The organism is Zoogloea sp. 1C4 (assembly GCF_009469605.1).
Classification (GTDB): domain Bacteria; phylum Pseudomonadota; class Gammaproteobacteria; order Burkholderiales; family Rhodocyclaceae; genus Zoogloea; species Zoogloea oryzae.
In genome coordinates this window covers 169217-195413 of record NZ_SSXU01000002.1, presented here as the reverse complement: position 1 = coordinate 195413, position 26197 = coordinate 169217, and the positions used below count along the sequence as shown (strand labels likewise).

Annotated in this window: 24 protein-coding genes; 15 read left to right on the top strand and 9 right to left on the bottom strand. The window is 65.6% G+C overall.

From position 1 onward, the window contains the following. Positions 1–4 precede the first annotated feature (4 nt). The 15 genes from GH681_RS03355 (at position 5) to GH681_RS03290 (ending at position 12313) form a co-directional block, all read left to right on the top strand. Positions 5–991, top strand: a complete 987-nt coding sequence (locus GH681_RS03355) for an aromatic/alkene monooxygenase hydroxylase subunit beta (protein WP_153160041.1) — start codon at positions 5–7, stop codon at positions 989–991. A 51-nt stretch (positions 992–1042) separates the two neighbouring features. After that, positions 1043–2059 (top strand): 2Fe-2S iron-sulfur cluster-binding protein, encoded by a 1017-nt coding sequence (locus tag GH681_RS03350; protein ID WP_153160040.1) that lies wholly within the window; start codon positions 1043–1045, stop codon positions 2057–2059. A gap of 93 nt (positions 2060–2152) precedes the next feature. Continuing rightward, positions 2153–5029 carry an ATP-binding protein gene (locus tag GH681_RS03345; RefSeq protein ID WP_228111766.1) on the top strand — a complete coding sequence of 959 codons (2877 nt, stop codon included), beginning with the start codon at positions 2153–2155 and terminating at the stop codon, positions 5027–5029. 150 nt (positions 5030–5179) lie between these two features. After that, entirely contained in the window at positions 5180–5383 is a 204-nt protein-coding gene (locus GH681_RS23565; RefSeq protein WP_228111765.1) for a hypothetical protein, read from the top strand. After that, entirely contained in the window at positions 5344–5808 is a 465-nt protein-coding gene (locus GH681_RS03340; protein ID WP_228111764.1) for a response regulator transcription factor, read from the top strand. The genes GH681_RS23565 and GH681_RS03340 overlap by 40 nt, the downstream gene beginning before the upstream one ends. 80 nt (positions 5809–5888) lie before the next feature. Continuing rightward, positions 5889–6470 carry a hypothetical protein gene (locus tag GH681_RS03335; protein WP_153160039.1) on the top strand — a complete coding sequence of 194 codons (582 nt, stop codon included), beginning with the start codon at positions 5889–5891 and terminating at the stop codon, positions 6468–6470. Positions 6471–6554: 84 nt separating this feature from the next. Then, a complete protein-coding gene (locus tag GH681_RS03330) occupies positions 6555–7388 on the top strand; it encodes an NADPH-dependent oxidoreductase (RefSeq protein ID WP_153160038.1) in 834 nt (277 codons plus the stop codon). 769 nt (positions 7389–8157) lie between these two features. Beyond that, a complete protein-coding gene (locus GH681_RS03325) occupies positions 8158–8529 on the top strand; it encodes a hypothetical protein (RefSeq protein ID WP_153160037.1) in 372 nt (123 codons plus the stop codon). 370 nt (positions 8530–8899) lie between these two features. Further along, positions 8900–9256: a VOC family protein gene (locus tag GH681_RS03320; RefSeq protein ID WP_153160036.1), complete on the top strand. Its 357-nt coding sequence runs from the start codon at positions 8900–8902 to the stop codon at positions 9254–9256. Between the two features lie 91 nt (positions 9257–9347). Continuing rightward, on the top strand, positions 9348–9656 hold the full coding sequence (locus GH681_RS03315; protein ID WP_091818454.1) for a hypothetical protein: 309 nt from the start codon (positions 9348–9350) through the stop codon (positions 9654–9656). A gap of 105 nt (positions 9657–9761) precedes the next feature. Beyond that, positions 9762–10007, top strand: a complete 246-nt coding sequence (locus tag GH681_RS03310) for a hypothetical protein (RefSeq protein WP_153160035.1) — start codon at positions 9762–9764, stop codon at positions 10005–10007. A 97-nt stretch (positions 10008–10104) separates the two neighbouring features. Then, the gene (locus GH681_RS03305; RefSeq protein ID WP_153160034.1) at positions 10105–10551 is read left to right on the top strand and encodes a hypothetical protein; all 447 of its coding nucleotides are present in this window, start codon (positions 10105–10107) and stop codon (positions 10549–10551) included. A 153-nt stretch (positions 10552–10704) separates the two neighbouring features. Then, entirely contained in the window at positions 10705–11163 is a 459-nt protein-coding gene (locus tag GH681_RS03300) for a hypothetical protein (RefSeq protein ID WP_153160033.1), read from the top strand. Positions 11164–11329: 166 nt separating this feature from the next. After that, a complete protein-coding gene (locus tag GH681_RS03295; protein WP_153160032.1) occupies positions 11330–11866 on the top strand; it encodes a transposase in 537 nt (178 codons plus the stop codon). Between the two features lie 69 nt (positions 11867–11935). Beyond that, positions 11936–12313 (top strand): hypothetical protein, encoded by a 378-nt coding sequence (locus tag GH681_RS03290; protein ID WP_153160031.1) that lies wholly within the window; start codon positions 11936–11938, stop codon positions 12311–12313. A 159-nt stretch (positions 12314–12472) separates the two neighbouring features. Here GH681_RS03290 and GH681_RS03285 read toward each other — a convergent pair whose 3' ends face one another. The 9 genes from GH681_RS03285 to GH681_RS03245 form a co-directional block, all read right to left on the bottom strand. Then, positions 12473–13264 (bottom strand): ABC transporter ATP-binding protein, encoded by a 792-nt coding sequence (locus GH681_RS03285; protein WP_153160030.1) that lies wholly within the window; start codon positions 13262–13264, stop codon positions 12473–12475. A gap of 22 nt (positions 13265–13286) precedes the next feature. Beyond that, positions 13287–14237, bottom strand: a complete 951-nt coding sequence (gene ntrB / locus GH681_RS03280; protein WP_228111763.1) for a nitrate ABC transporter permease — start codon at positions 14235–14237, stop codon at positions 13287–13289. 105 nt (positions 14238–14342) lie between these two features. Further along, on the bottom strand, positions 14343–15599 hold the full coding sequence (locus GH681_RS03275; protein WP_153160029.1) for a CmpA/NrtA family ABC transporter substrate-binding protein: 1257 nt from the start codon (positions 15597–15599) through the stop codon (positions 14343–14345). Positions 15600–16024: 425 nt separating this feature from the next. Continuing rightward, entirely contained in the window at positions 16025–16600 is a 576-nt protein-coding gene (locus GH681_RS03270; RefSeq protein WP_153160028.1) for an ANTAR domain-containing response regulator, read from the bottom strand. 88 nt (positions 16601–16688) lie between these two features. Then, positions 16689–18227, bottom strand: coding sequence for a SpoIIE family protein phosphatase (locus GH681_RS03265; RefSeq protein ID WP_194271126.1), 1539 nt, complete (start codon positions 18225–18227; stop codon positions 16689–16691). A 103-nt stretch (positions 18228–18330) separates the two neighbouring features. Further along, positions 18331–19242: a response regulator gene (locus GH681_RS03260; protein ID WP_153160026.1), complete on the bottom strand. Its 912-nt coding sequence runs from the start codon at positions 19240–19242 to the stop codon at positions 18331–18333. Between the two features lie 5 nt (positions 19243–19247). Then, entirely contained in the window at positions 19248–22583 is a 3336-nt protein-coding gene (locus GH681_RS03255; protein WP_194271125.1) for a PAS domain S-box protein, read from the bottom strand. 135 nt (positions 22584–22718) lie between these two features. Next, positions 22719–22943, bottom strand: coding sequence for a DUF2892 domain-containing protein (locus tag GH681_RS03250; protein WP_153160024.1), 225 nt, complete (start codon positions 22941–22943; stop codon positions 22719–22721). Continuing rightward, positions 22940–26197: an efflux RND transporter permease subunit gene (locus GH681_RS03245; protein ID WP_153160023.1), complete on the bottom strand. Its 3258-nt coding sequence runs from the start codon at positions 26195–26197 to the stop codon at positions 22940–22942. The genes GH681_RS03250 and GH681_RS03245 overlap by 4 nt, the downstream gene beginning before the upstream one ends.

The window sequence follows — 26197 nt, the reverse complement described above, 5'->3', positions numbered from 1 at the left end:
AACCATGACCGAAGCCCAAGTGCTCAAGCCCCAGAAGACCTGGAGCCACCTCGCCGCCCGCCGCCGCAAGCCCAGCGAATACGAGATCGTCAGCGCCAACCTGCACTACAACGACCGCGACCCGAACGCGCCCTACGAGCTCTCGCCCGGCCTGTTCATGAACGAGTGGTACAAGAAGCACACCTTCGGCACCGCACTCAAGCACGCCGACTGGAACGCCTTCCGTGACCCCGAGGAAGTCGTCTACCGCACCTACAACCTGATGCAGGACGGCCAGGAAACCTACGTCACCGGCCTGTTCGACCAGTTCAACCAGCGCGAGCACGACAAGGCCATCGACCCGCGCTGGGCCGGCACCCTGGCCCGGCTGTACACGCCGGCCCGCTACCTCTTCCACACCCTGCAGATGGCCTCGGCCTACGTGGGCCAGGTGTCGCCCGCCAGCACCATCACCAACTGCAACTACTTCCAGATGGCCGACAGCCTGCGCTGGCTGTCCCACACCGCCTACCGCACCCGCGAGCTGTCCAACACCTTCAACGAAACCGGCTTTGGCCTTGACGAGCGCCGCTACTGGGAAGAAGACGCCGCCTGGCAGGGCTTCCGCGAGCTGATGGAGCGCGCCCTCACGGTGTGGGACTGGGGCGAGGCCATCGTCGTCCTCAACCTCATCGCCAAGCCGGCCATCGAGGAAACCGTGCTGCGCCGCCTGGGCGAATCCGCCCGCCACAATGGCGACATGCTGCTGGCGCTCCTCACCGACGCCCAGCTGATCGACTCCGCCCGCCATCGCCGCTGGATCGCCGCCTTCGTGCGGATGGCCCTCGAAACCCCGGGCAACCTGGAGCTCATCCAGGGCTGGATCGCCAAGTGGGAGCCGCTCGCCGACAAAGCCATCGACGCCTACTGCGGGGCCCTGCCCGACGTGTCCGAAGCCGCCGCCTCGGCCCGCGCCGCCACCCGCGACTTCCGCCGGTCCCTCGGCCTGTAACCCACAGCGCGCGGGCGCGGCCAGCGCCGCCGCCCGCGCCGGGAGCCCTCCATGCAAGAGATCCTCATCCACAACGAGAAGGACGGCGCCAGCTTTGCCCAGGCAGATGGCGACACCGTCCTCCGCGCGGCCCTGCGCGCCGGGGTTGGCCTTGCCCACGAATGCAACTCCGGCGGCTGCGGCGCCTGCAAGTTCGAGCTCGTCGAAGGCGAGCTCGAAACCCTGTGGCCCGACGCGCCCGGCCTCTCCGAACGCGACCGCCGCCGCGGCCGTCACCTGGCCTGCCAGTGCCGGGCCCTCGGCCCCGTGCGCATCAAGGCCCCGGGCGGCCCCGAATACGTGCCGCGCATCCGCCCCGCCCGCCAGACGGCGCGCCTCGCCGGCATCACCGACCTCACCCACGACATCCGCGAGTTCCGCTTCGTCACCGACGGCCCGGCGGCCTTCCTGCCGGGGCAGTACGCGATGCTCGACCTGCCCGGCGTCGGCACGTCCCGCGCCTATTCGCTCTCCAACACCGCCAACGACGGCGGCGAATGGCACTTCCAGATCCGCCGCGTGCCCCACGGCCAGGGCACCCACGTGCTGTTCGACAAGCTCAAGGCCGGCGACGAGATCGGCCTCGACGGCCCCTATGGCGTGGCCTGGCTGCGCACCGACGCGCCCCGCGACATCGTCTGCGTGGCCGGCGGATCGGGCCTCGCGCCGATGATCTCCATCGCCCGCGGCGCCGCCGAGGCCGGGCTGCTGAAGGATCGCAAGCTGCACTTCTTCTACGGCGCGCGCACCCCGCGGGACGTGTGCGGCGAGGCGCTGCTGGCGCCGCTCGAAAGCTTCGGCGAGCGTCTGCGCTACGTGCCGGTGGTGTCGCTGCCCGGCGACGACGGCGCCTGGCAGGGCGAGACGGGCTACGTCCACGACGCCGTGGCCCGCCTGCTGCCCGAGCCGCTCGCCAGCTACGAGTTCTACTTCGCCGGCCCGCCGCCCATGACCCAGGCCCTGCAGGAGCTGCTGATGGTCGGCCACCGGGTGCCCTTCGGGCAGATCCACTTCGACCGCTTTTTCTGATGTGCCGGTGCAAAGGGCTTCGCATCGCCGCCCCGGGCGACGTATCGTGATGATGGCGGGCCGACCCGCCATCGACGGGAGGACATCCACAGCGTGACCAGACAGACATCGGTGCGCGGCGTCGTGCTGGGCGACGACGACACCCATGACGTGCGCCGCCAGAAGATGGCCCGCATCATCCTCGATTCCATGTACCAGTTCCTCGGCCTGCTGGACGTGGACGGCACGGTGCTGGAGATCAACCAGGCGGCGCTGGACGGCGCCGGCCTCAGCCTCGACGAGGTGGTCGGCCGGCCCTTCTGGGAGGCCCGCTGGTGGTCGGTCTCCGACGAGGTGCGCCACCGGGTGCGCGACATGATCGGCGAGGCCCGCGCCGGCCGCTTCGTGCGCTGCGACTTCGAGGTGTATGGCGACCTCCACGGCAGCAAGACCATCGCCATCGACTTCTCCCTCACGCCCATCCTCGACGATAGCGGCCACGTGGCCTTCCTGCTACCCGAGGGGCGCAACATCACCGAGAAGATCGCCAACAGCGCCGAGCTCACGCGCAAGAACGGCGAGCTGCAGGTGGCGCTGGAGAAGCTCAAGGAGATCGACGGCTTCAAGACCAAGTTCTTCGCCAACGTGAGCCACGAGCTGCGCACCCCGCTCACCCTCATCCTCGGCCCGGTGGACCAGCTCATCCACGAGACCACCGCCCGCACCGAGCGGGAGCGCGCCCGCCTCACCGCCATCAAGCGCAACGCCCAGTCGCTGCTGCAGCAGGTGAACAACCTGCTCGATCTCGCCCGCATCGACTCCGACCGGATGCCCATGGCCTACGCCCGGGCCAACGTGACGGCGCTGATCCGCGAGATCGCCGCCGGCTTCGAGGGCGAGGCCGAGGCCCGCGCCATCCGCCTGATGGTGCGCGGCGAGGCCGACGACGACGGCGGGCTCTACGCCGACATCGACCGGGCCAAGCTCGTCCGCGTGCTCACCAACCTGCTCTCCAACGCCTTCAAGTTCACCCCCGCCGGCGGGCGCATCGCCTGCCGTGTCGAGCGCCTCGCCGGCGAGCGCCTGCTGATCGAGGTGCAGGACACCGGCCCCGGCGTGCCCGACGCCATGAAGCAGCACATCTTCGACCGCTTCACCCAGGGCGACGAGCAGCTCGGCGCCATCGGCAGCGGGCTGGGGCTCAACATCGTCAAGGAGTTCGTCGAACTCCACCGGGGCACGGTGGTGGTGCTCGACGCCCCCGGTGGCGGCGCGCTGTTCCAGCTCGAGCTGCCCCTGCAGGCCCCCGACGGCGCCTACGTGCGTGCCGGCAGCGCCCCGAAAGCTCCCGCCCTGCCCGCCGCCGACGCCCCGCCGCTCCCGCAGGCCGAGCCCGTCCCCAGCGCCTTCCGCCCCGGCCGCCCGCGGGTGCTGGTGGTGGAGGACAACCCGGATCTGCGCCACTTCCTCCACGACGTGCTCCTCGACGAATACAACGTCACCCTCGAAGAAGACGGCGACGACGGGATCAAAGCCGCCCTCGCAGACCCGCCGGATCTCATCGTCACCGACCTGATGATGCCCCACTGCGACGGCGAGACCTTCCTGCGCACCCTGCGCAGCCGGCCGGATTTCCCCAACGTGCCGGCGCTGGTGCTCTCCGCCCGGGCCGACGACGCCCTGCGCGAGCGCCTGCTCGAAGAGCTCGCCCAGGACTACCTCACCAAACCCTTCTCGCCCCAGGAGCTGCGCGCCCGGGTGCACAACCTGGTCACGGTAAAACGCACCGTGGACATCCTGCAGAAGGAACTGCAGACCCAGGCCTCCGACATCTGGGAGCTGACCGCCGGCCTGGTGGAGAGCCGCAAGTCATTGCAGCGCAGCTTCACCGCCCTGCAGGTGGCGGATCGCCGCTGGCTCGGGCTGTACGAGAACACCGCGGTGGGCATCGCGCTGGCCGACCGGGAGGGCCGCATCCTCTCGGCCAACCCGGCATTGCAACGCATGCTCGGCTACGGGCCCGACGACATCGCGGGGGTGTCGCTCATCGCCATCACCGAAGCCTCCGAGCGCGCCACCACCCGCCGCAACGTGCATGGACTCGTGGATGGCGAGCTGCCCGCCTATCACACGCAAAAACGCTACGAGCGGCGCGGCGGCGGCTACCTGTGGGCCAACGTGTCGGCCTCGCGCATCCCGGCGATGGCCGAGGATGGGCCGATGCTGGCGGTGATCGTCGAGGACATCACCTCGCGGATGGAGGCCGAACGCTCCCTCGCCGCCACGCGGGGCGAACTCGCCCGGGTGTCGCGCTTCACCGCCATGGGCGAGCTCGTCGCCTCCATCGCCCACGAGGTAAACCAGCCCCTCGCCGCCGTCATCACCAACAGCCAGGCCGCCCTGCGCTGGCTGTCCCTCGCCACGCCCAACCTCGACGAAGTGGCCGCCGCGCTGCACCGGGTGAACCGCGACGCCAGCCTCGCCGGCGAGGTGATCGCGCGCATCCGCAAGTTCCTGCGCGCCGGCGAGCTCCGCCGCGAACCCATCCCCATCGCCCGCCTGCTCGACGAGCTGCTGCAGATGCTCCAGGCCATGCTCACCGACAACGGCGTGCGGGTGCGCGTCCATCTGCCCACCCCGCCGCCGGCCTTCACCGCCGACGCGGTGCAGCTGCAGCAGGTGATCCTCAACCTCATCGTCAATGCGGTGGACGCCCTGCGCGACACGCCGGCCGACGCCCGCGCGCTGGCGATCATTGTTAGCGCCGAACCCACCGGCGGCGTGCGCATCGCAGTGCACGACAGCGGCCCCGGCATCCGCCCCGAGAGCGAGGCGAAGCTCTTCGACGCCTTCTTCTCCACCAAGCCCGACGGGCTGGGCATGGGCCTCGCCATCAGCCGCTCGATCATCGAGAACCACGGCGGCCGCCTGTGGCTCGACCGCACCCAGCCCGGCGGCGCGTGCTTCGTGTTCACAATCCCCGACGCCTGAACACCACCCGCCTACACCCATGACACCAGAGAAAAAGCCCCCATTGGTCGATAGCCCCCCTGTAGGTCGGACTTCAGTCCGACAACGCCGGCCCGGGATCAACGCGGGGTGTCGGACTGAAATCCGACCTGCAGACTTTATCGTCAAGCGATGCCAAACCGCATTTCCATGACCCAGTCCGACCTCGTCCACGTCGTCGATGACGACCTCTCGGTGCGCGAAGCCCTCAGCAGCCTGCTGCGTTCGGTGGGGCTGGCGGTGCGCACCTACCCGTCGGCGGCGGATTTCCTCGATGCTCCCCGCGGGAGCCCGGCGTGGCCTGCCTGGTCCTCGACGTGCGCATGCCCGGGATGACCGGCACCGCGCTCCAGCAGACCCTCGCCCGCGCCGGCGACGCCATCCCCATCATCTTCATCACCGCCCACGGCGACATCCCGATGGCAGTGCGGGCGATGAAGGAAGGCGCGGCCGAGTTCCTGCCCAAGCCCTTCCGCGACGAAGACCTGCTTGGCGCCATCGACACTGCGCTCACCCGCGCCCGCGCCGCCCGCAAGGAGCACGGCGAGGTGGACGAGATCCGCCGCAAATACGCGTCCCTCACCGCCCGCGAGAAGGAGGTGATCGCCTACGTCATCAAGGGCGCGCTCAACAAGCAGGCCGCGGCCGAGCTCGGCGTCACCGAGATGACCGTCAAGGTCCATCGCCACAACGTGATGCGCAAGATGGGGGCCGCCTCCATCCCCGATCTGGTGCGCATGATGGAGCGCCTCACGCCCTGAACGCGGCGCCCGGCGATGTCATCCGGCTGCAACGGAGCCGGCCTAATCTGGCCGTCCCTCCCACCCATCCGGAGACAGCCATGTACCTCTCGCCCAGCGACATCCAGCACACCCGCATCCACACCATCGACAACCTGCACGCCGCCTCCCGCGCCTGGGTCGAGGCCACCGAGCGGCTGTCCGAGCTCGCCCTGCGCGCCGGACGCCTGGCCCTGGACGAAGGCCGCGACCACCTCGAAGAGCTCGCCGAAGCGCGCAGCTTCAGCTTCGACACCCTGCCCCTCGAACGCCTCGCCGAATGGCGCAGCGAATCCGCCGGGCTGGTGAGCGAATGCTTCGCGATCATCGGCGACGCCCAGCAGGCCCTGCTGCAGATGGCCAAGGATCAGGTGGCGGTATTCGACACCGTGCTGCAGCGTCAGATGGACCGCGCGGCCCTCTCCGCCGACGCCACCGGCGAAGCCCTGATCGACCACGCCCGCGAAGCCCTGCGTCAGGCCGAATCCGGCTTCAACGGCCTCGCCGATGCCGCCGCCCAGGGCACCGATCTGGTCGAGGAGCAGGTGCGTCAGGTGTCCGAAGCCCTCGCCGGCGACGCAGAGCCCGCCGAGAAGACCGAAGTGGCGCCCCCCGCCCGCAGCCGCCGCACCCGCGCGGGCTGATTCCCCCGGCGTTCCTGGCGCTAAAATCACGGCCTTGACGGCAGGCGGCGCCCCGCCCCTGCCGGGTCACACGTCAGGAACGCCATGAACGCCCCCACCCCCACCCAACAGGCCCTCTACCAGGCCCGCTACGGCTCGCCCGAAGTGGCCGTGCCCGCCGCCGGCTCGCCGATCATCGACCACCTGCTGGCCCACCGCTCGGTGCGCGCCTACCTGCCCGATCCGGTCTCGGATGACCAGCTCGCCGCCATCGTGGCCGCCGCCCAGTCCGCCGCCAGCTCCTCCAACCTGCACGCCTGGAGCGTCGTCGCGGTGCGCGACCCCGAGCGCAAGGCGCGCCTCTCCATGATGGCCGGCGACCAGCCCCACATCCGCCAGGCCCCGCTCTTCCTCGTCTGGCTGGCCGATCTCGCGCGCCTCGAACAGGTCGCCACCACCGCTGGCGAAGCCCACGCCGCGCTGGATTACCTGGAGATGCTGCAAGTCGGCTTCATCGACGCCTCGCTCGCCGCCCAGAACGCCGTCGCCGCCGCCGAATCCCTCGGCCTTGGCACCGTCTACATCGGCGGCATCCGCAACCAGCCCGAAAACGTCGCCGCCGAGCTGCAGCTCCCGCCCCGCGTGGTCGCGGTGTTCGGCCTGTGCGTCGGCACGCCCGACCCCGCCCAGCCCGCAGCCGTCAAACCGCGCCCGCCGCAGTCCGTGGTGCTGCACCACGAGACCTACTCCCTCCCCGCCCAGGCCGCGGGCCTTGCCGAATACGACGGCGCGATGGCCGCCTTCTACGCCAGCCAGGGCATGAAGGTCCGCGGCACGTGGTCCAACCACTCCGCCAAGCGCATCCGCGACGCCGCCGCCCTCACCGGCCGCGACCGCCTCGTCGAAGCCCTCAACGCCCGCGGCTTCCCCCTCAAATAAGCCACCCCATCCCCCTGTAGGTCGGACTTCAGTCCGACAACGGGGGCGCAGACCGTGTGTCGGACTGAAGTCCGACCTACAACCAGGCTGCAATCCTTCCCCCAGGGCGGTGAATCCTTCTCGCAAGGCTGCGAATCCTTCACGCAGCCCTGCGAATGCTTCTTTCACCCCCGAGATTGTTTATCTCACCCCTGATATTGCTTCTCTCAGCCCCGAGATTGCTTCTCTCAGCCCCGAGATTGCTTCTCGCAGCCCCGAGATTGCTTCTCTCAGCCCTGAGATTGCTTCTCTCACCTCTGAGATTGCTTCTCTCACCCCTGAGATTGCTTCTCTCACCCCTGAGATTGCTTCTCTCAGCCCTGCGAGAAGCAATCTCACCCCGCGCAGAAGGTAGGTCGGGTTAGCGCAGCGTAACCCGACAACGCCCCCGCCCAACCCGCTCGGGAGGCATCAAAACCGCATTTGATACGGTCGAACCGCGCACGGCGCATGCCCCGAATCCCGCCGCGAAATGTCGGGTTACGCTCCGCTAACCCGACCTACCCCCTCGAAACACCTCCCGTAATGCGGCAACACCTTCACGCACGCATTGCGAATACATCCCGCCGCCCTGCCCACCCTTCACCCGCACCGCGCATCGGCTTCATCCACCCCCGCACAACCCTTGCCCGCCGGCAACAAACTCATACAGCATTCCCTGATGGGATTGTTTTGGATATCATGACATTTTTATAACACCATCCGGCAAACCATCACCTCAGGAGGACATATGACTACCGGCGCAACACCCCGCATCTCATCGCTGCAACTCAAGAACGACATCGAACTGATCCGCGCCCTCTCGGGCATCGACGGTTACACCCCGCACAACCCCGCCTACAGCCTGGAATCCGCCACGGTCGCGCTCGAGCAACTCGACAAATCGGAAACCGCCGTCATCCTCGCCGAGAACGCCCTCGCCGCCGCCCGCAGCGCCCTCCTCACCGACCGCAACGCCGTCCACAAGATCGCGATGGGCGTAAAAGACGAAGCCGTCGTCCTCTTCGGCCCCGACTCCGACCAGATCGCCGCGCTGGGGATGAAGAAGAAATCGGAACGCAGCCGGCCCAAGCGCAGCGCAAAGGCTGCTGAGAAGGGGTGATGGGTTGAGGTACGGCCCGGGAGTGCTGTGGGGCTGCCGGGCTGTGTTCCTTTCGCGTGGTCATTCACACCGGCGCCGGTGCCGAATGTCACCCGATCCCACCCATGCCAGCAGCAGGCCGACGCCATGCTTGCGAGCTGAAGCGGTGCGCGGTAGATTGGTACGGCATAGAGCGCAGCGAGTGGCGGGATGATAGGCGTCAGGCTGACGTAATTGATCCGGTGCTGCGTTATTGAAAACAACCGGTTAGAAAAAATCGGCAGGGAAGACGACAGTCGTCTACCCTGCTGGACGCGACATTTGTCGCATACCTCACGTTAGCTGGGTGAGGCACTTCTGTTGCAATAGCAATTTAAAGGAATATAGCTCCATGTCTGAATCAAACTTCGAAAATGTAGTCGGCGTCCTGCCAGTCAAAGATTTTCCTGCTGCTGTCGCTTGGTACCAGAAATGGATCGGTCGCAAACCCGATTGCGAGCCCACGGAAGGTGTCGCCGAATGGCTACTCGCAGAAAACGCTTGGATTCAGATTTCGCTTGATCCCGGGCCTGCTGGGCAAACTTCAGTTGTTATTGGTGTAAATAGCATTGATGTTCAGCGCGCTACTTGCGCAGCGGCCAATGTATCAGTTAGTGAAATTAGTGACTATGGTTTCATTAAAACTTTTGAAGCAGTCGACCCTGCAGGAAACAAGATTGTGTTTGTCCAAGCAATACAAAACCAGTGACACCCTCGCAATACCAGCTAACAATTCATTCCAGCGGACCGCCTTCGGCGGCCGCTGAATTCAAAGCGTTAGCTAGCAATGGAAGATTGTTGTGGCCCACACTGATCAGTCTATCGACACTCTTGTTTCTATCAGCGGAACCCTTGCCAGCATCGGTCTCGCGCTCGTGGCAATTCTTGTTTCAAAGGCTTCGATCGACCATGTAGAGATGATCGCTGACGATCTTTTCCTGTTCTCGTCACTCGGCTTTCTTTTCGTGGTTGTCCTGGGCTACCTCGCCCAAAAGCAACAAGGCACATCAAGATCAGCAAGGCTACTGACTGCCGCCGAATGGATTTTTTCCGCTTCACTCGCAACCATCGTGATCGGAGCGGTTGCAATGGTGTATTCGACCGTTTAAAGAGCTGCTAGCTAACAATTCGTTCAAGCCGAGCCCGCTTCGCGGTCTCGGACCGACCGGAGCCGCATCGGGCGGGCCGGCTTAACTCAGGCGTTAGGGGTCACGGTGAAAATTCACGGTTACGCTGACGAAGGCCTAGAAATTGAAGAGATCGTGCCTGCTGAGTTGGCCGAAATAACGCTCGTTGCCACACCAGAAGAACTACGGCGCATTGCGAAATTCCTCGAAAACTGTGCAAATGGGATAGAAACTCGTGGCGCGTCGTGGGAGCATGAGCACCTTTCCGACAAAGATCGGTTCTTCATGGGCTCTCCTCACTTTGTCGTGTTTAACCCGGAGTGCGGCCAATGACACCTAACATTCCGGTCAAGGCGCGGCCTTCGGCCGCTGGGACGTCCCGCAAGCGGGCCGCCCCTTACCTAAAACGTTAGGCCACGCAAACACGACCATGCGCAAAGTCATCGCCCAAGTTGCTCTCGCCTGTGCTTGCAACCTTGCATTTGCAGAAAATAGTTACGTTTGCGTTGCCGATAGCGCAGCGGGCATCGCCTACGACAGGGCGACAAAGCACTGGAGCTCAAGCATATTTCGAGTGGACGAGACGTTGATTCTATCGAAAGCGAATTCCGACGAGATGAAACGTGGGGCAGTATGGGTTGTCAAGACGATCGGATCCACTCTTCCTAGCTTCGGATGCAAAGGCGGCTTCAATGAAGCAGGCTTGATATTTTGCCACGGGCTGTTCGGCGACTTTCGCTTTAACCGAAAGAATGGGCGATACTTATCCACCTACCTATTCGGGTACGTCACGGATGGCAATGATGCTATTGGCACAGTTGGCGAAGAAGGCAATGACACCCCCTCAATCAAAGCAGGCCGATGCAGTCCCATATAGCGAGGCCTAACAACTCGCTCAAGCTGACTCGCGGAGGGAAGGCTTGTAAGCCCGGCAGGCGCCAGTCGTATCATCGTCGCCAACCGGGCTACAAGCCTTCCCTCCGCGAGCAGCTTAGCTCGAACGTTAGGCCTCAGAACCAGGTACCGCGCCATGTCTAACGAGCATCAGAAATCCCAGGTCGAACTGGCGGTGTTTGAGGACTTCGTACGGTTCTCCGGCCTCCCTTTCGATCTCAGCACCGTCGAGAAGCGCGTTCCTCCCGAACCTGATCTACTGTGTCAACTCGGCGAAGAGGGCAAAGTCGCGTTCGAACTGGTCGAGTTGTGCGATCCAAACCTCGCGAAGGCTTTCTCCGACCCGGCCCCCGATGATGGCGGCGTCCAGTACATTCGAACTGCTGATCCGTCGTTCCGTATTGTTCGCGGGAAGCTACGCAAGAGCTACGAAACGCCACATCCTGTCGAACTGCTGTGCTACACGGCTGGGCGAATCATCACGCCTCCAGACGTGATTCTTCCCACCATCGCCCCGATGCTTGGGTCATTTCGGCATACGTTTCGTCGAGCTTGGCTGCTCGCAAATAACCGCGTCCATGAGTTGTGGAGCTGAGGCCTAACCCTTCTAAGGACTTCCCCGTCAAGCACCGTTTTCCAATGACCGGCCGCCAGGCCGGTTTTTCTTTCCTGCGTTCCCTTCCAGACTCCTGCACGCACGCGACGGATCGGACAGACAGTCCAAGTAGGTCGGGTTAGCGCAGCGTAACCCGACACCTTCCATGCACTATCGACGCGCCATCGTCCCTGGTGGCACCTTCTTCTTCACTCTTGTAACGGATCGCCGCAGGCCAATCTTGGCCTCGACTGAAGCCGTCGACGTGCTGCGCAATGCCTTTCGCTCCGTTCGCCAATCGCGTCCGTTCGAGATCGACGCCATCGTGGTCATGCCGGATCATCTTCACTGCATCTGGACCTTGCCGCCGGACGATGCCGACTTCTCGACCCGCTGGCGTCTGATCAAAAGCGCGTTCACCAAGCATTGCCCGGATGATTGCCGGCGCACACCCGATGCGGCGCGCTTGAAGAAGGGCGAACAGGCCGTGTGGCAACATCGATATTGGGAACATCAGATCCGCGATGAAGCCGACTTTGCCCGCCATGTGGATTACATCCATTACAACCCGGTCAAGCATGGATTGGCCCGATCACCCGCAGCGTGGCCGTACTCCAGCTTCGGCCGCTATGTGAAGGACGGGGTTTATGCGCCGGATTGGGGGCGTGATTCGATGTGTTTTGAGGGTGTTGGGCGTGAGTAGGGCCGATCGCGGGTTGTCGGGTTACGCTGCGCTAACCCGACCTACGTATGAGAAACGTTGGGGCTTTCCATGAGCACTCGCGCAAACCTGAAATCACGTAAATCGGCGCTCGGAAAGACTGTAACCGCTAAAGGAACTGTTGTATTTTCCGCCTACCCGAAGCGACTGGAGGATGTTCCTCTTGAGTATCAAGCGGCCGTCTACGCCAAGAAGCAAAGGGACAGACTTGCCAAACAGGATGTTCAGAAACGGACCCAACTGGAAAAACTAAGGGCGACTGTTAAGGCACTGAAGGAAAAGCTTCGGAGCGTTCGCGTTGAATCAGCACGAGCCGAGTTGGAGAGGGAAATTGCAACTCACCAGAAAGCCATGAGAAAGACTCCAAAGTCGAGACGAAAATGGTCGCCTATCCTTTCAGGGTCTTTCGAGGCCGGGAAGCAGAAATAACCCCAAGTCCAAGTAGGTCGGGTTAGCGCAGCGTAACCCGACACCTCCCATGCACCATCGCCGTCATGCCCGGCGCGTGAACGCAACAACGCCGGCCACTCAGGCCGGCGTTGTGCTGTATTGCGTAGCAGGCGGCAGGCCAAAGCCCCGCCGCTTGCCTCACGCAGCCTTCTTCATCTGCTTCTGATACAAGAACTCCAGGATCGCCGCGCGGCATTCGACGAAGTGGGCGTCGTGGGCCAGGGCGAGGCGGTCGCGGGGTTTGGGGAGCTTCACTTCGAGGATCTCGCCGATGGTGGCGGCGGGACCGTTGGTCATCATCACCACGCGGTCGGAGAGCAGCACGGCTTCATCCACGTCGTGGGTGACCATCACCACGGTGGCGCCGGTCTTTTCCATCACGCCGATGAGTTCGTCCTGCAGCGAGGCGCGGGTGAGCGCGTCGAGGGCGCCGAAGGGTTCGTCCATCAGCAGGATCTGGGGCTCCATGGCAAAGGCGCGGGCGATGCCGATGCGCTGCTTCATGCCGCCGGAGATTTCGTGGGGCAGCTTCTGGGCGGCGTGGCTCATGTGCACCATCTCGAGGGCTTCGTTGGTGCGGGCCTTGAGCTTTTCCTTGCCTTCCTTGGTGCCGAACACGCGCTCGACGGCGAGATAGACGTTCTCGAAGCAGTTGAGCCAGGGCAGGAGCGAGTGGTTCTGGAAGACCACCGCGCGCTCAGGCCCGGGGCCGGCGATCTCGCGGCCGTTGCACAGCATCACCCCCGAGGTGGGCAGGGTGAGGCCGGCGATGAGGTTGAGCAGCGTGGATTTGCCGCAGCCCGAGTGGCCGATGAGCGAGACGACTTCGCCCTTTTTGATCTGCAGATTGACGTTCTGCAGGGCGATGAAGCGGCCTTTCTTGGTGTCGAAGCTCATGCCGACGTTTTCGACTTTGACGATGGCGTTCATTTGCATTCTCCTCGGGGCAGTATCAGTTGGCGCCGTAGCTGAAGCGGCGGGCGATCAGCAGCAGGAGCTGTTCGAGCAGCAGGCCGACGATGCCGATCACGAAGATGGCGATGATGATGTGCTCGACCTTGAGGTTGTTCCATTCGTCCCACACCCAGAAGCCGATGCCGACGCCGCCGGTGAGCATTTCGGCCGCAACGATCACCAGCCAGGCGGTGCCGATGGACAGGCGGATGCCGGTGAGCATGTAGGGCAGCACCGAGGGGAACAGGATCTTGGTGATGATCTTGAACTCGGAGAGGTTGAGCACCCGCGCGACGTTGAGGTAATCCTGCGGCACGCGCTGCACGCCCTGGGCGGTGTTGAGGATCATCGGCCAGATGGAGCAGATGAAGATCGTCCAGGTGGAGGCCGGATCGGCGGCCTTGAAGACCATCAGGCCGATGGGCAGCCAAGCCAGCGGCGAGACCGGGCGCAGGATGCTGATGATCGGCTCGAGCATGCTGTTCATGAAGGCAAAGCGGCCGATGATGAAGCCCAGCGGGATGCCCACCAGCGCGGCCACGCCAAAGCCGATGGCGACGCGCTTGAGGGACGACAGGATGTTCCAGCCGATGCCCTGGTCGTTGGGGCCGTTGCTGTAGAAGGGGTCGGAGAACAGCACGACGGCGGCGTCCCAGGTTTTGCCGGGGCCGGGGAAGTCGGCGGATTTCATCGCCACCAGCGCCCACACGCCGATCACCAGCGCGAAGCCGAGCAGCGGCGGGATGACCTTGCGGACGAAGTTGCCCAGGTGGGTGTCGAAGGAGACGGAATCGTCTGCCTTGGCGGGCGCGGCGGCGGCTTTGTCAGTGTGGGTCGTGGCGCCCATCTTGGAATCCTCTGTCTTGGTGACTTCACCCCGGACGACCGGGGCAGACTCGGCTTCGGGCCGGACGGCAACGAGGCCGGACGTTAGCGATGCAGTGGTCATGGTGATCTCCGTGATCTTCGTGACGGCGGGTGAGCCTGTCGGGTTGCGTGCGGGATTGAATCGGGGTTTGGGGTGGCGGGCCGGTGGTGCCGGCCCGCCCGCCGGTCAGGCCTTGATCTTGAAGCTGGCGGCGTACTTCTTCGGGTCCTTGCCGTCCCACACCACGCCGTCGATGAGCTTGGAGGTGCGGAAGTCCGACTTGGGCACCGGCGCGCCGACGATGCTGGCGGCCTGCTTGTAGAGATCGGTCTTGTTGATGGCCTTGGCCACGGCCAGGTAATCCACGTCCTGCTTGAGCAGGCCCCAGCGCTTGTGCTGGGTGAGGAACCACATGCCATCCGACAGGTAGGGGTAGTTCACCTGGCCGTCGTTGTAGAACTTCATGTAGTTCTTTTCGGACCAGCTCTTGCCCAGGCCGTTTTCGTACTGGCCGATCATCCGGCTGCGGATCACATCCACGTCGGTGTTCACATAGCTCTTGGCGGCCACCGTCTCGGCGGTCTTGGCGCGGTTGGCGGCGCTGGCGTCGATCCACTTGGAGGCTTCGAGGATCGCGCAGATCATCGCCCGGGCGGTGTTGGGGTACTTGGCCGCGAACTCGGCGGTGGAGCCCAGCACCTTCTCGGGGTGGTCGGTCCAGATGTCCTGGGTGGTCACGGCCGTAAAGCCGATCTTGTCGACGATGGCGCGCTGGTTCCACGGCTCGCCCACGCAGTAGCCGTCCATATTGCCGACGCGCATGTTGGCGACCATCTGCGGGGGCGGCACGACGATGTTCTTCACGTCCCTGAACGGGTCGATGTCGTGGGCGGCCAGCCAATAGTACAGCCACATGGCGTGGGTGCCGGTGGGGAAGGTCTGGGCGAAGGTGTATTCCTTCTCCTTCTTCGCGACCACCTTGGCGAGGCTGGCGCCATCCACTGCGCCCTTGTCCTTGAGGCCGTTGGAGAGGGTGATGGCCTGACCGTTGTTGTTGATGGTCATGAGCACGGCCATGTCCTTCTTCGGGCCACCGATGCCCAGGTGCAGGCCATACACGAGGCCGTACAGCACGTGGGCGGCGTGGAGCTCGCCGTTGGCGAGCTTGTCGCGCACGCCAGCCCAGGAGGCTTCCTTGCTGGGGGTGATCTTGATGCCGTACTTCTTGTCGAAGCCCATCACCGAGGCCATCACTACCGACGAACAGTCAGTCAGCGGGATGAAGCCGATCTTCACCTCTTCGAGTTCCGGCTTGTCCGAACCGGCAGCCCACACACCACCCCCAGGAATCATCGTGCCCATTGCCGCCATACCTCCGAGGCCAGCCCCAGCCTTGAGAAAGCCGCGGCGGGAAAGAAACTTGTCGTCGAATTGCTTGCTCATCGCTCGCCCCTGATCGTGATATCGAAAATTCAAAAAAAACGGGCGCCACATCTCCCCGCAATAGCCCGCGAGGGGATGGACGCCCTTGTCCAAGTGAGATCGCCTGATCAAGTCGGGCCGCCGTTGGTCCGACAACCAACATTTAGCGAGGACCGTGCCAGTATTTTTAATTCATTGATTTGTATAAAAAAGATTATTTTGGGCGTACACATACCCCCTTTTGGGTAGTTCAATCACCGCTTTTTGATGCACTGTTGCAGTGCAACACCCGCCGATTTCGCACCACGCCGGATCATCCAGCCGCGCAGCACGGCAGGCCATTGGGTGGGGCGGGCGCTCCAAAGGGATTCGGGGCGGAGCCGCCACCGCGCCTCCGCCCCGAATCAAGCCCCCAACCGCGAGGCAACTACCACTTTCGGATTACTTCACAGCAACAGGTTCGACATGTCGATCACGTCCTGGGCCACGTCGGCCAGCTTGCGCCCCCGCTCCATCGCCAGTTTGCGCAGGGCGTGATAGGCCGCGTTCTCGTCGAGGCCGCGGGCCTTCATGAGCACGCCCTTGGCCCGGTCGATGGTGATCCGTTCGGAGAGCTTGCGGGTGGCGTCGTCGCGCTCGGCGCGCATGTGCTGGAAGGCTTCGAACTGGGCGATGGCCACCTCGACCACCGCGTCCAGGCGCGCAGGTGACACGGAATCAACGACATACGACGACACGCCGGCCTTCACGGCACGGCGGATCATCTCGGAATCGGCGTCCTGGGAGAACAGCAGCACCGGGCGCGGGCAGTCCCGGTTCATGATCGCGAGGTGTTCCAGGGTGTCCCGGCTGGGGGAATCAGCCTGGATGAAGATCACGTCGGGCTTGGTGTTCAGCACCTGGTCGGACAGCTCCAGGGCACTGGAAAGCACGGCCGCCACCTGATGACCGGCCAGCGCGATGGCCGAACAGACGTCGGCGGCGCGCTCGCGGGAGGAATCGACAACCAGCACTCGTAGCATGGGAATTCGGACCTTAAAGAGTACCGATTTACCTCAGCAAAAAGCACGCCAGCTTTGGCCCTGCGCCACGCCGCCCGACGGCTGGGGCTTACACGGCGCAGTCGAGGATCAGCACCGAGACGTCGTCGCCGGCGGCCTGGCGCCCCAGGTGACGGGTGAGCGCCTGACGCAACCGGCTGACCCGACCACTGCGCGGCGAGCCCTGCAGCGTCGCCTCCAGGCCACGCATCCCGAAGGCTTCGCCGCTGGTGTTCTCCGCCTCGGTGAGGCCGTCGGAACACAGCACGATCTGCGACACCTCGCTCCAGACGAACCCCTCGTGGCTGATCCCCGCTTCTTCCGAAGGGAGGATGCCCAGCGGCAGCTGGCGGGAGCTGAAGCGCTGCACCACCTTGCCGCCGTCGTCGATGCGCAGCACGTCGGGCACGCCGCCCACCCAGATCTGGCCCTTGTGGGTGCCGGCCTCGAGGCGCACCAGCGATGCGGCAACGAAACGCCCCTTGGGCAGCAGGCCGCACAGCAGGCCGTTGAGTTCGGTCACCAGCTCGGTGAGTGACTGGTTGGCCGCGGCGCCCCGGTAGAAGGCGCCGAGGGCCGGCAGCACGCTCACCGCCGCCGCCAGGCCGTGACCGGTGGCGTCGGCCAGCATGGCGTAGAGCGCCCCCTGGGGCGAGCGGGCCACGGCCACCACGTCGCCGGAGAAGTTGCGCGCGGGCATCACCGCGTACTGCACGGCGCCGTCGCGCAGCCAGTCGCTGCGCACCTGGCGCTCCATGATCGCCATGGCGAGCTCCTGCTCGCGCTCGGATTCGTCGTGGTAGCGCTGCAGCCGCGCCGCGTCCTCGGCCAGCTGGCGCTGGATTCGGCGCATCTCGGAGACATCGCGCACCACGCCGATGAACATCCGGCGGTTGGGCAGGGTGATGTCGGAGACACCCAGCTCCAGCGGAAACTCGGTGCCGTCCTTGCGCACGCCCGAGAGCTCGCGGATCTGGCCGACCACGTGCTTCTCGCCGGTGCTCAGGTAGCGGCCAAGGTATTCGTCGTGCTTGTCCCGGTGGGGGTTGGGCATCAGCATCCGCAGGTTCTGGCCGACCAGCTCGTTGGCGGTATAGCCGAAGATCTGGGTGGCAGAACGATTGACGGAGAGGATCGTGCCCTTCTCGTCCGCCGAGATGATCCCGTCGATCACGCCGTTGGCCACCGCGCGCACCTGCTCCAGCGATCCGGCGAGCCGGCGCTGCATGTCGAGCAGCCGGCGCAGGGCCTTGAAGCGGGCGGCAAACACCGGGAACGACAAGGGCTTGGCCAGATAGTCGTCGGCACCGATCTCCAGGCCATGCACGATGTCGCCCTCGCCCGACAGGGCCGACAGGATGATGATCGGCACCCAGTGGTCGTCGACCATCGCGCGGATCTGCTTGATGGCCTCGAAGCCATCCATGCGCGGCATCATCAGGTCCATCAGGACCACATCGGGGGATTCCATGCGGAACAGCTCGACTGCCTCGACGCCGTCGGTGGCGTAGATCGGCGTGCAGTTCAGGTGGGCGAGGAAAGCCCCCACGATGGTTCGGTTGGATGCAATATCGTCTGCGACGAGCACCCGGAGTGGATTTTCAGCCATCAGCAGCACTCTACCGTTGGCAGGCAGCGGACGCTCGCCGCCGCCTGGAAGTTCGATCGGGGGCACGCCTCGCGGCATGCCGGATTCCGGTTCGTCGGGGCCATTACTGGCTGGCCGCCTTGTCGCGGTGCACCCGCGGCACGGTCACGATGACCACGTTGCCGGGCGGAATGTAGGTCAGGCTCGAGAACGACAGCTGACGCGACAGGGCGATGCCCCGGCCATTGGGCGCGAAGGCCCGCTCCGGGTCGAAATCGAGGAAGCGCCGCCAGTCGAAGCCCGGGCCGTCGTCGGATATCTCGAAAACCCAGCGGTCCTCATCGCGCAGGACGCGCAGCCGCACCACCCGCTTCTGGTTCTCGGGCAGCGCGAGCCGTCGATCCACTTCGTCTTCCCAGCGGTCGGCCTCGCGCAGCCGGCTCTTCTCGGCAAAGTCGATGCCCAGGTTGCCGTGCTCGATGCCATTGACCAGCAGCTCGGACAGGCCCATCGCCAGGGTTTCCGGCTGCGGGCCAAGAAGGGCCACGAAGGAGGCGAGCTTGTGGGCTTCGTCGAGGGTGCGGATGACGAACTCGCCCTCGCCCAGGAAACCCAGCGCCACCGCGTGATCGGCCAGGTTGGCGCTCAACTCCCGGCGGGTCCGCATGTCGTCGAGGGCCGAGCGGATGATGGTCTGCAGGGCCTCGCCCTCGAAGGGCTTGGTGAGGTAGTAGAAGGCGCCGGCGGCCAGGCCTTCGCGGATCTGCTCGGGCGAGGTGGCCGCCGTCTGCATGATCACCGGGATCGAGTGCAGGCGCTGGTCGGCCTTCATGCGGGTGAGCACCTGGATGCCGTCCATGCCCGGCATCATGCGGTCGAGCAGGACCAGATCGAAGGTGGAATCGGGCTGTTCCAGCTCGGCCCACGCGGCCTCGCCGGACTCGACCATCACCAGCTCGAAATCCATCCCATCCAGGTATTCAGCCACGATGTCGAGGTTGAACGGCTCGTCATCCACGACCAGTATCTTTGCCATGCTCATCAAGCTTCTCCCTGTGCCGCAAGGGCGGGCGCCATCTCTTCGGTCCGGCCCAGGGCCGGCAACTCGACGATGAACTCCGCTCCGCAGACGGCATTGTTCCGGGCCGTGATACGCCCGTGGTGGGCCTCGACGATCTCGTGACAGATCGCCAGGCCGAGTCCCGTTCCGCCCGCGCCCGTCCGGGTGCGCGAGCTTTGTACAAATTTGTCGAAGACCAGCTCCAGTTCGCTGACCGGAATCCCCACGCCCTCGTCGGACACGCCCAGGACAAGCGCCGGCCGGGCATCGGGCAGCAGGCCCGTCCCGAGCCGGACGCGGATCGTCCGCCCCTCCGGCGTGAACTTCACCGCATTTGAAAGCAGGTTACGGACCACCTGGCCAATCCGGGCCCGATCACAGCGGCACGGGGGCAGCGCCTCATCCACCGACAGCTCGATGGACTGCCGCCGGGCCTGGACCAGCAGATCGAACTCGGCGATCACCTCCGACACCACCTCGGACAAGGCGCCGGTTTCCAGGTTGAGCACCATCTGCCCGGCTTCCAGCTTGGAGAGATCGAGCAGATCGTTCACCAGCAACAGCATCCGCTCGCCGGAGAGGCGGATGCGGCCGAAGTAGTTGCGCAGCTTCTCGTGCCCGGCGCTGGCCACCCGGGTCTCGCCCAGCTTGGCGTAGCCGAGGATGCCGTGCATCGGGGTGCGCAGCTCGTGGGACATGTTGGCAAGGAAGGCCGACTTGGCCTCGTTGGCGGCTTCGGCGGCATCCTTGGCGGCCTGCAGGTCCTTGGTGCGCTCATCCACCAGCGTCGCCAGATTGAGGTTGTGGTCTAGGATCTGGGCCTCGCGCGACTTGGCGTCGTCGATGTCGGAATGGGTGCCGATCATGCGCAGCGCGCGGCCGTCGGCATCCCGCTCGACCACCAGGCCCCGCACCAGCACCCACTTGTAGCGCCCCGATCTGGCGCGCGTCCGGACCTCCATGGCGAGCATCGGCGATTCGCCCTTGAGATGAATGCGCCGGGCCTCCAGCAAGGCGGGCAGGTCTTCCGGATGGACCAGCGCAGCCCAGCTGGCGTGGTCATCGGGCAGCTCGTCCACCGCGTAGCCGAGCATGGTCTTGCAGCGGTCGGAGCGGAACACCCGGTTCTCGGCGATGTTCCAGTCCCACACCCCGTCGCCGGCGCCGTCGAGGGCGAACTGCCAGCGCGCCTCGCTCTCCCGCAGGGCCAGCTCGGTTTCCTTCTGGTCGGTCATGTCGCGGATGACCACCAGCGCGCCCCCGGTGGGCACCATGCGCAGGCGGGCCTCGAAGTGGCGCAGGCGATCTGCGCCGCGCCGGGACGAATACTCCAGCCGCTGCAGCTGGCCGCTGCGCCCCGCGGCATGCACCGCATTGAAGAAGGCCCGGGCCGTGCGGGCCGACAGCACTTCATCGAGCCGCTTGCCCATGAAGGCTTCCGGCGGCACCGTCAGGTCCGGCTTGTCGGCGTGGTAGCGCACGATGCGCATGTCGCCATCGAGCTGAAAAAGCATGTCAGGCATGGCGGCGATCAGCGATTCGTTGGTGGCATTGGCCTCCTGCACGGCCCGCTGCTCCCGCTTCCGTTCGGTCACATCCTCGACGACGATCCAGCGGTGGGAGCCATCGCTGCCGCCCACGACGGTCGTCATCACCATCACCGGCACCCGCTTCCCGCTGCTGTGGAGGAGCTCCTTCTCATAGGCCTTGCCCCGGGCACCGAGGCAGGCATCCACCACCGCCCGGGCATCCCGCGCCGCGTATTCGGCGGGGGTGAGCAGCGGCGGCTGGTCGCAGCACAGCTCATCTTCACTGTAGCCGACGATCCGGCAGAATTCCGAGTTGGCCTGCAGATAGCGCCCCTTGCCGTCCACCATGGCCATGCCGAGGGAGGCGTGGCGGTACAGCGCGTCGAGCCGGGCGTGGGAATCGATCACTTCCTGCTGGGCGCGGCGCAGCCCGGTCACGTCGGCGATGGCGCCGGCGGTGCGCTCCGGCCGACCGCCGGCACGGAACTCGGTCTTGCCGGCCACGTGGAACCAGCCCACGCTGCCGTCAATCCGGGTCACCGGCAACACGCTGTCGAGGGCGCCCTTGCCGGACAGGTGACCCCGCAACGAGATCAGGAACTCCCGCCGGATCGGCCGCGCCAGATGGCGCAGCAGACCACGGACGGTGCGCGGCAGGCCCCCTTTCGGATAGCCGAGCAGGGTGTCGCAGCGGGGTGACAGGAACAGCCGCGTCTGCCCGGCCTGCCATTCCCAGATGCCTTCCTCGGTGGCGGAAACCGCCAGCTCGAAACGCATCTGGCTGGCCCGGTATTCGGAAGTCATCAGATCGGCCAGCTCGCGGGCACGCTTCTGCTGCCCCGACAGGCTGGCCAGGAGAAACGCCAGCAGGCCGCTGCCGGCCACCCCGCCCAGCGCCACCAGGGACGAGACTGCAATCAGCTCGGCCGGCGGCGGCGCCGCCAGGGACAGGCGCCACACCCGCCCGCCAAAGCTGGCGGTGCGGACTTCGGCCAGGGATGCGGTGGCGTCGCCAATTGTGTTGTAGAGCAGCGCCGGATCACTGCTGGACACGTCGTCGACGCGCACCCGATAGCCGGCGATGGCCGACTCGGCGAGCCCGTCGAACATCCGGTTCACATCGATCCCGAGGCCAACCAGACCATCCTGGGCCTCGCTCGGACTCAGGTCGTCAGCCGAGCGGGCAACCCGATAGAGCATCACGGCGGCACCGCGCTGGGCATCCCCCAGCGCGCGCATGGCGATCGGCTCGGTCATCGCCATGCCGTCAAGACGCAGCGCGTCGTCGATGGCCTGGCGGCGCAGCGGCTCGGAATAGCCGTCGTAACCAATGGCCCGCGTGGTCTGGGCATCGAGCGGCCACACATAAACCACCGGATAGGTCACCCCGGCGCGGGCAGCGTCGGGCGGCGGCGTAATGCGGATCTCCCGCTCGTAGGCCGCCGACAGCAGCGCCTCGACCGCCGGCACCCGGGCGGCATCCACGCGCCGTACCAGCCCGATCGCCACGACCTCGGGCAGGGTCTCGGTGGGCTTGAGGCCGGCTACGTAGGTTTCGAATTCGCGCTTCTCGACGAGATTCTGGGCCGAGAACAGGCCGGCGACCCCGCGCAGGATGAAATCCACCTTGCCCAGGCGTTCGTTGAGCTGATGCACCAGCCGGTCGGCCGCCGCCGCATGATGGGCCTTTTCGAGATCGCGCTCGTGGTCGCGCAGATGGGCCCACACCAGCGCAGTGATGAGCATCCCCAGCGCGAAGGCCGCAACGAACCAGCGGCCCTCCAGCAAAGGCGATGAACCCTGTGAGCGGAGGGCCCGGTCAAATCTCGAGAAAGGAGGGTGTCGCGGGCTCATTGCCCGAGGTGAACGGCCCCGCGCCATAAAGCTTGAGGGCTCGCCTCAAGCTTTGTCATAGGGGCTGGATCAGGCGCAGCCAGTGCTGTCCTTCACGCCAAACTTACGCAGGATGTTCTCGAGCGGACAGAAGCGCGTGAAGCCGCTCTGGAACAGATTGACCCCCACGAAGGCGGTGAACCACAGGAACTTGCTGTTCACGAAAAGCGGGCTTCCCTCCACGCCGAGGGCCAGCGAGATCAGCACGAAAGCGCCGGCAAAGATGCGCACGAACTGGTTGACGGTGAGCTTCATGAGACTTCTCCTTCGGTTGCGGCGCGCCGCTTGTGGGTGGCCGCGTAATACAGGACGGGAATGACCACCAGGGTCAGCAGGGTGGACACCAGCACGCCAAACACCAGGCTGATCGCCAGCCCGTTGAAGATCGGGTCGTCGAGGATGAACAGCGCGCCGATCATCGCCGCGAGGCCAGTGAGCCCGATGGGCTTGGCGCGCACCGCGGCGGCGTGGATGGTGGCCTCTGCGAAGCTTGTGCCGGCTGCCACCTGCTGGTCGATGAAATCCACCAGCAGGATCGAGTTGCGCACGATGATCCCCGCCAGCGCGATCATCCCGATCATGCTGGTGGCGGTGAACTGGCTGCCGAGCAGCGCGTGGCCCGGCATCACGCCGATGATGGTGAGCGGGATCGGCGCCATGATGATGAGCGGCACCAGATAGCTCCTGAACTGCGCCACCACCAACACGTAGATCAGCACCAAGCCCACGGCGTAGGCGGCGCCCATGTCACGGAAGGTCTCGTAGGTGATCTGCCATTCGCCGTCCCACTTGATGGCGTAGGCGGCGTAGGGGTCGTCGGGCTGGTGGATGAACCACTCGCCCAGCACGCCCGCCAGCCCCTCGCCCACCAGCGGCAGGTCCTTCACCTTGCTGCGGATGTCGAACATGCCGTAGAGGGGCGAATCCAGCTTGCCGCCCATGTCGCCGGTCACGTAAACCACCGGCAGCAGATCCTTGTGGTAGATCACCTGCTCGCGGCGGGTGGGCTGCACCTGCACCAGCTCCGACACCGGCACCAGCGCGCCGCCGGCCTCCGGCGCACGCGCGCGGACCTTCATCTGGAGGATCTGCTCCACCGACGACAACCGCTCCGGCGGCAGAGTGAGGCGCACCGGCAGCTCGTACTTGTTGTCGCCGCCATGCACCGGGGTGACGTTCTCGCCACCAAGACCAAGGCGCACTACCTCGACGATGTCGGCCTGAGCCACGCCGAGGCGCGCCGCCTTGGCCTGATTGACCCGCAGCACCAGCTTGGGCGCAGCCTCGTCCACGGTGTCGTCCACGCCCACGATGTCCGGCGTCGATTCAAAAGCCTTGCGCAGGGTGCCCGCCACCGCCACCTGGCCGGCGTAGTCCGGGCCGTACACCTCGGCCACGATGGGCGAGAGCACCGGCGGGCCGGGGGGCACCTCGACGACCTTGGCGTTGCCGCCGTGCCTGAGGGCGATGGAGGCCACCACGTCGCGCACCGACACCGCGATCTCGTGGCTCTTGCGGCTGCGCTTGTGCTTGTCCACCAGATTGACCTGGATGTCCCCCATCTCGGGCAGGGCGCGCAGGTAATACTGGCGCACCAGCCCGTTGAAGTTGATCGGCGCAGCGGTCCCGGCGTAGGTCTGGAAGTCGGTCACTTCATCGACCTTCGCCAGCTCGTCGCCGATCTCCCGCAGCACCTCGGTGGTCGTCTCGACAGGCGTGCCCACCGGCATGTCGAGCACCACCTGGAACTCGCTCTTGTTGTCGAAGGGCAGCATCTTGAGCACCACCAGCTGCACCACCGCCAGCGACACCGACAGGGCAATCGCCAGCACCACGCCCAGCCACAATTTCATCCGTGCCCGGCCGCCGGTTTTGGGGTCGAGCAGCGGGGTCATGATGCGGCGGAACAGGGCCTCCAGGCGCTGGGTGAGCTTGTCCGGCCCGTGGTCGACCGCCATCGCGCCATGCCCGCCGCCAGCCATCAGCTTGCCCGCCAGCCACGGCGTGACGATGAAGGCCACCGCCAGGGAGATGAACATGCCCATCGACGAGTTGATCGGGATCGGGCTCATGTACGGCCCCATCAGGCCTGACACAAAAGCCATCGGGAGCAGCGCCGCGATCACCGTGAAGGTGGCGAGGATGGTCGGCCCGCCGACTTCGTCCACCGCCTTCGGGATCAGCTGCCACAGGGGCGTGGCCGGCTCGAGCGTGTGCCAGCGGTGGATGTTTTCCACCACCACGATGGCGTCGTCCACCAGGATGCCGATGGAGAAGATCAGCGCAAACAGCGACACCCGGTTGAGGGTGAAGCCCCACGCCCACGAGGCAAACAGCGTGGCCGCCAGGGTGAGCGTGACCGCCGCACCGACGATCACCGCCTCGCGCCTGCCCAGCGCAAAAAACACCAGCAGCACCACCGCCGAGGTGGCAAAAACCAGCTTGCCGATCAGCTTGTCGGCCTTCTCGGTTGCAGTGGCGCCGTAGTTGCGGGTCACCGTCACCTCGACGCCGTCGGGCACGATGCTGCCCTTGAGCTGCTCGATCCGACGGATCAGGCCGTCGGCCACGTCGGCGGCGTTCTCGCCGGGCTTCTTGGAGATCGACAGCGTCACGGCCGGGAAGCGTTCGCCGCTGGCGGCAGCATCCCCCGCGCCCTTGCCGAGGGCGTGCCACACGTAGCGCGACGGCTGATCCGCTCCATCCACCACCGTGGCCACGTCGGCCATCGTCACCGGCTTGCCGCCAGAGACGCCCACCACCAGCCGGCGCACGTCGTCGGCGCTCTCGATATAGGTGCCGGTCTGCACCAGCACTTCCTGGTTCTGGTCGATCAGTTTGCCGCTGGGCTGGGACGCGTTGGCCAGCAGCAGCGCACCTTTCAGGTCTTGCGGCGTGAGGCCATAGGCGTTCATCCGGCCCGGGTCCATCAACACCCGCAGCACGTGGTCCGGGCCACCGATGGTGCTCACGTCCCGCGTGCCCTTGACGCGCTTGAGCTCCACCTCCACCGCGCGGCCCACCTGCTGCAGGTCGAAGGCTGAACGGGCCGGATCACGCGTCCACAGGGTGAGCGCGACGATGGGCACGTCGTCGATGCCCTTGGGCTTGACGACCGGCTCCGCCACGCCCAGCTCGGGGGAGATCCAGTCCCGGTGGCTGTGGATGGTGTCGTACAGGCGCACGATGGCGTCCTGGTTCTTCACACCCACCTTGAACTGCACGGTGATGATCGCCATGCCCGGGCGCGACACCGAATACACGTGGTCCATCCCGGCGATGCGCGACAGCACCTGCTCGGCCGGGCGGGCGACCAGCGCCTCCACGTCCTTGGCCGAGGCGCCGGGAAAGGCCACCATCACGTCGGCCATGGTCACATCGATCTGGGGCTCTTCTTCCTTGGGGGTGACGAGGGTGGCAAAGACGCCCAGCAGCATCAGCACCAGGGCGAGGAGCGGGGTGAGCGCGTTGCGCTGGAACAGCGCCGCAATACGGCCAGAGATCCCCAT

Coding starts and splice junctions, on each gene's coding strand:
- GH681_RS03290 (WP_153160031.1), top strand. CDS start 11,936: ATGAGCACTCGCGCAAACCTGAAATCACGTAAATCGGCGCTCGGAAAG.
- GH681_RS03335 (WP_153160039.1), top strand. CDS start 5,889: ATGTACCTCTCGCCCAGCGACATCCAGCACACCCGCATCCACACCATC.
- GH681_RS03270 (WP_153160028.1), bottom strand. CDS start 16,600: ATGCTACGAGTGCTGGTTGTCGATTCCTCCCGCGAGCGCGCCGCCGAC.
- GH681_RS03275 (WP_153160029.1), bottom strand. CDS start 15,599: ATGAGCAAGCAATTCGACGACAAGTTTCTTTCCCGCCGCGGCTTTCTC.
- GH681_RS03330 (WP_153160038.1), top strand. CDS start 6,555: ATGAACGCCCCCACCCCCACCCAACAGGCCCTCTACCAGGCCCGCTAC.
- GH681_RS03260 (WP_153160026.1), bottom strand. CDS start 19,242: ATGGCAAAGATACTGGTCGTGGATGACGAGCCGTTCAACCTCGACATC.
- GH681_RS03250 (WP_153160024.1), bottom strand. CDS start 22,943: ATGAAGCTCACCGTCAACCAGTTCGTGCGCATCTTTGCCGGCGCTTTC.
- GH681_RS03350 (WP_153160040.1), top strand. CDS start 1,043: ATGCAAGAGATCCTCATCCACAACGAGAAGGACGGCGCCAGCTTTGCC.
- GH681_RS03320 (WP_153160036.1), top strand. CDS start 8,900: ATGTCTGAATCAAACTTCGAAAATGTAGTCGGCGTCCTGCCAGTCAAA.
- GH681_RS03245 (WP_153160023.1), bottom strand. CDS start 26,197: ATGGGGATCTCTGGCCGTATTGCGGCGCTGTTCCAGCGCAACGCGCTC.
- GH681_RS03325 (WP_153160037.1), top strand. CDS start 8,158: ATGACTACCGGCGCAACACCCCGCATCTCATCGCTGCAACTCAAGAAC.
- GH681_RS03300 (WP_153160033.1), top strand. CDS start 10,705: ATGTCTAACGAGCATCAGAAATCCCAGGTCGAACTGGCGGTGTTTGAG.
- GH681_RS23565 (WP_228111765.1), top strand. CDS start 5,180: ATGCCAAACCGCATTTCCATGACCCAGTCCGACCTCGTCCACGTCGTC.
- GH681_RS03295 (WP_153160032.1), top strand. CDS start 11,330: ATGCACTATCGACGCGCCATCGTCCCTGGTGGCACCTTCTTCTTCACT.
- GH681_RS03265 (WP_194271126.1), bottom strand. CDS start 18,227: ATGGCTGAAAATCCACTCCGGGTGCTCGTCGCAGACGATATTGCATCC.
- ntrB (WP_228111763.1), bottom strand. CDS start 14,237: ATGACCACTGCATCGCTAACGTCCGGCCTCGTTGCCGTCCGGCCCGAA.
- GH681_RS03355 (WP_153160041.1), top strand. CDS start 5: ATGACCGAAGCCCAAGTGCTCAAGCCCCAGAAGACCTGGAGCCACCTC.
- GH681_RS03305 (WP_153160034.1), top strand. CDS start 10,105: ATGCGCAAAGTCATCGCCCAAGTTGCTCTCGCCTGTGCTTGCAACCTT.
- GH681_RS03285 (WP_153160030.1), bottom strand. CDS start 13,264: ATGAACGCCATCGTCAAAGTCGAAAACGTCGGCATGAGCTTCGACACC.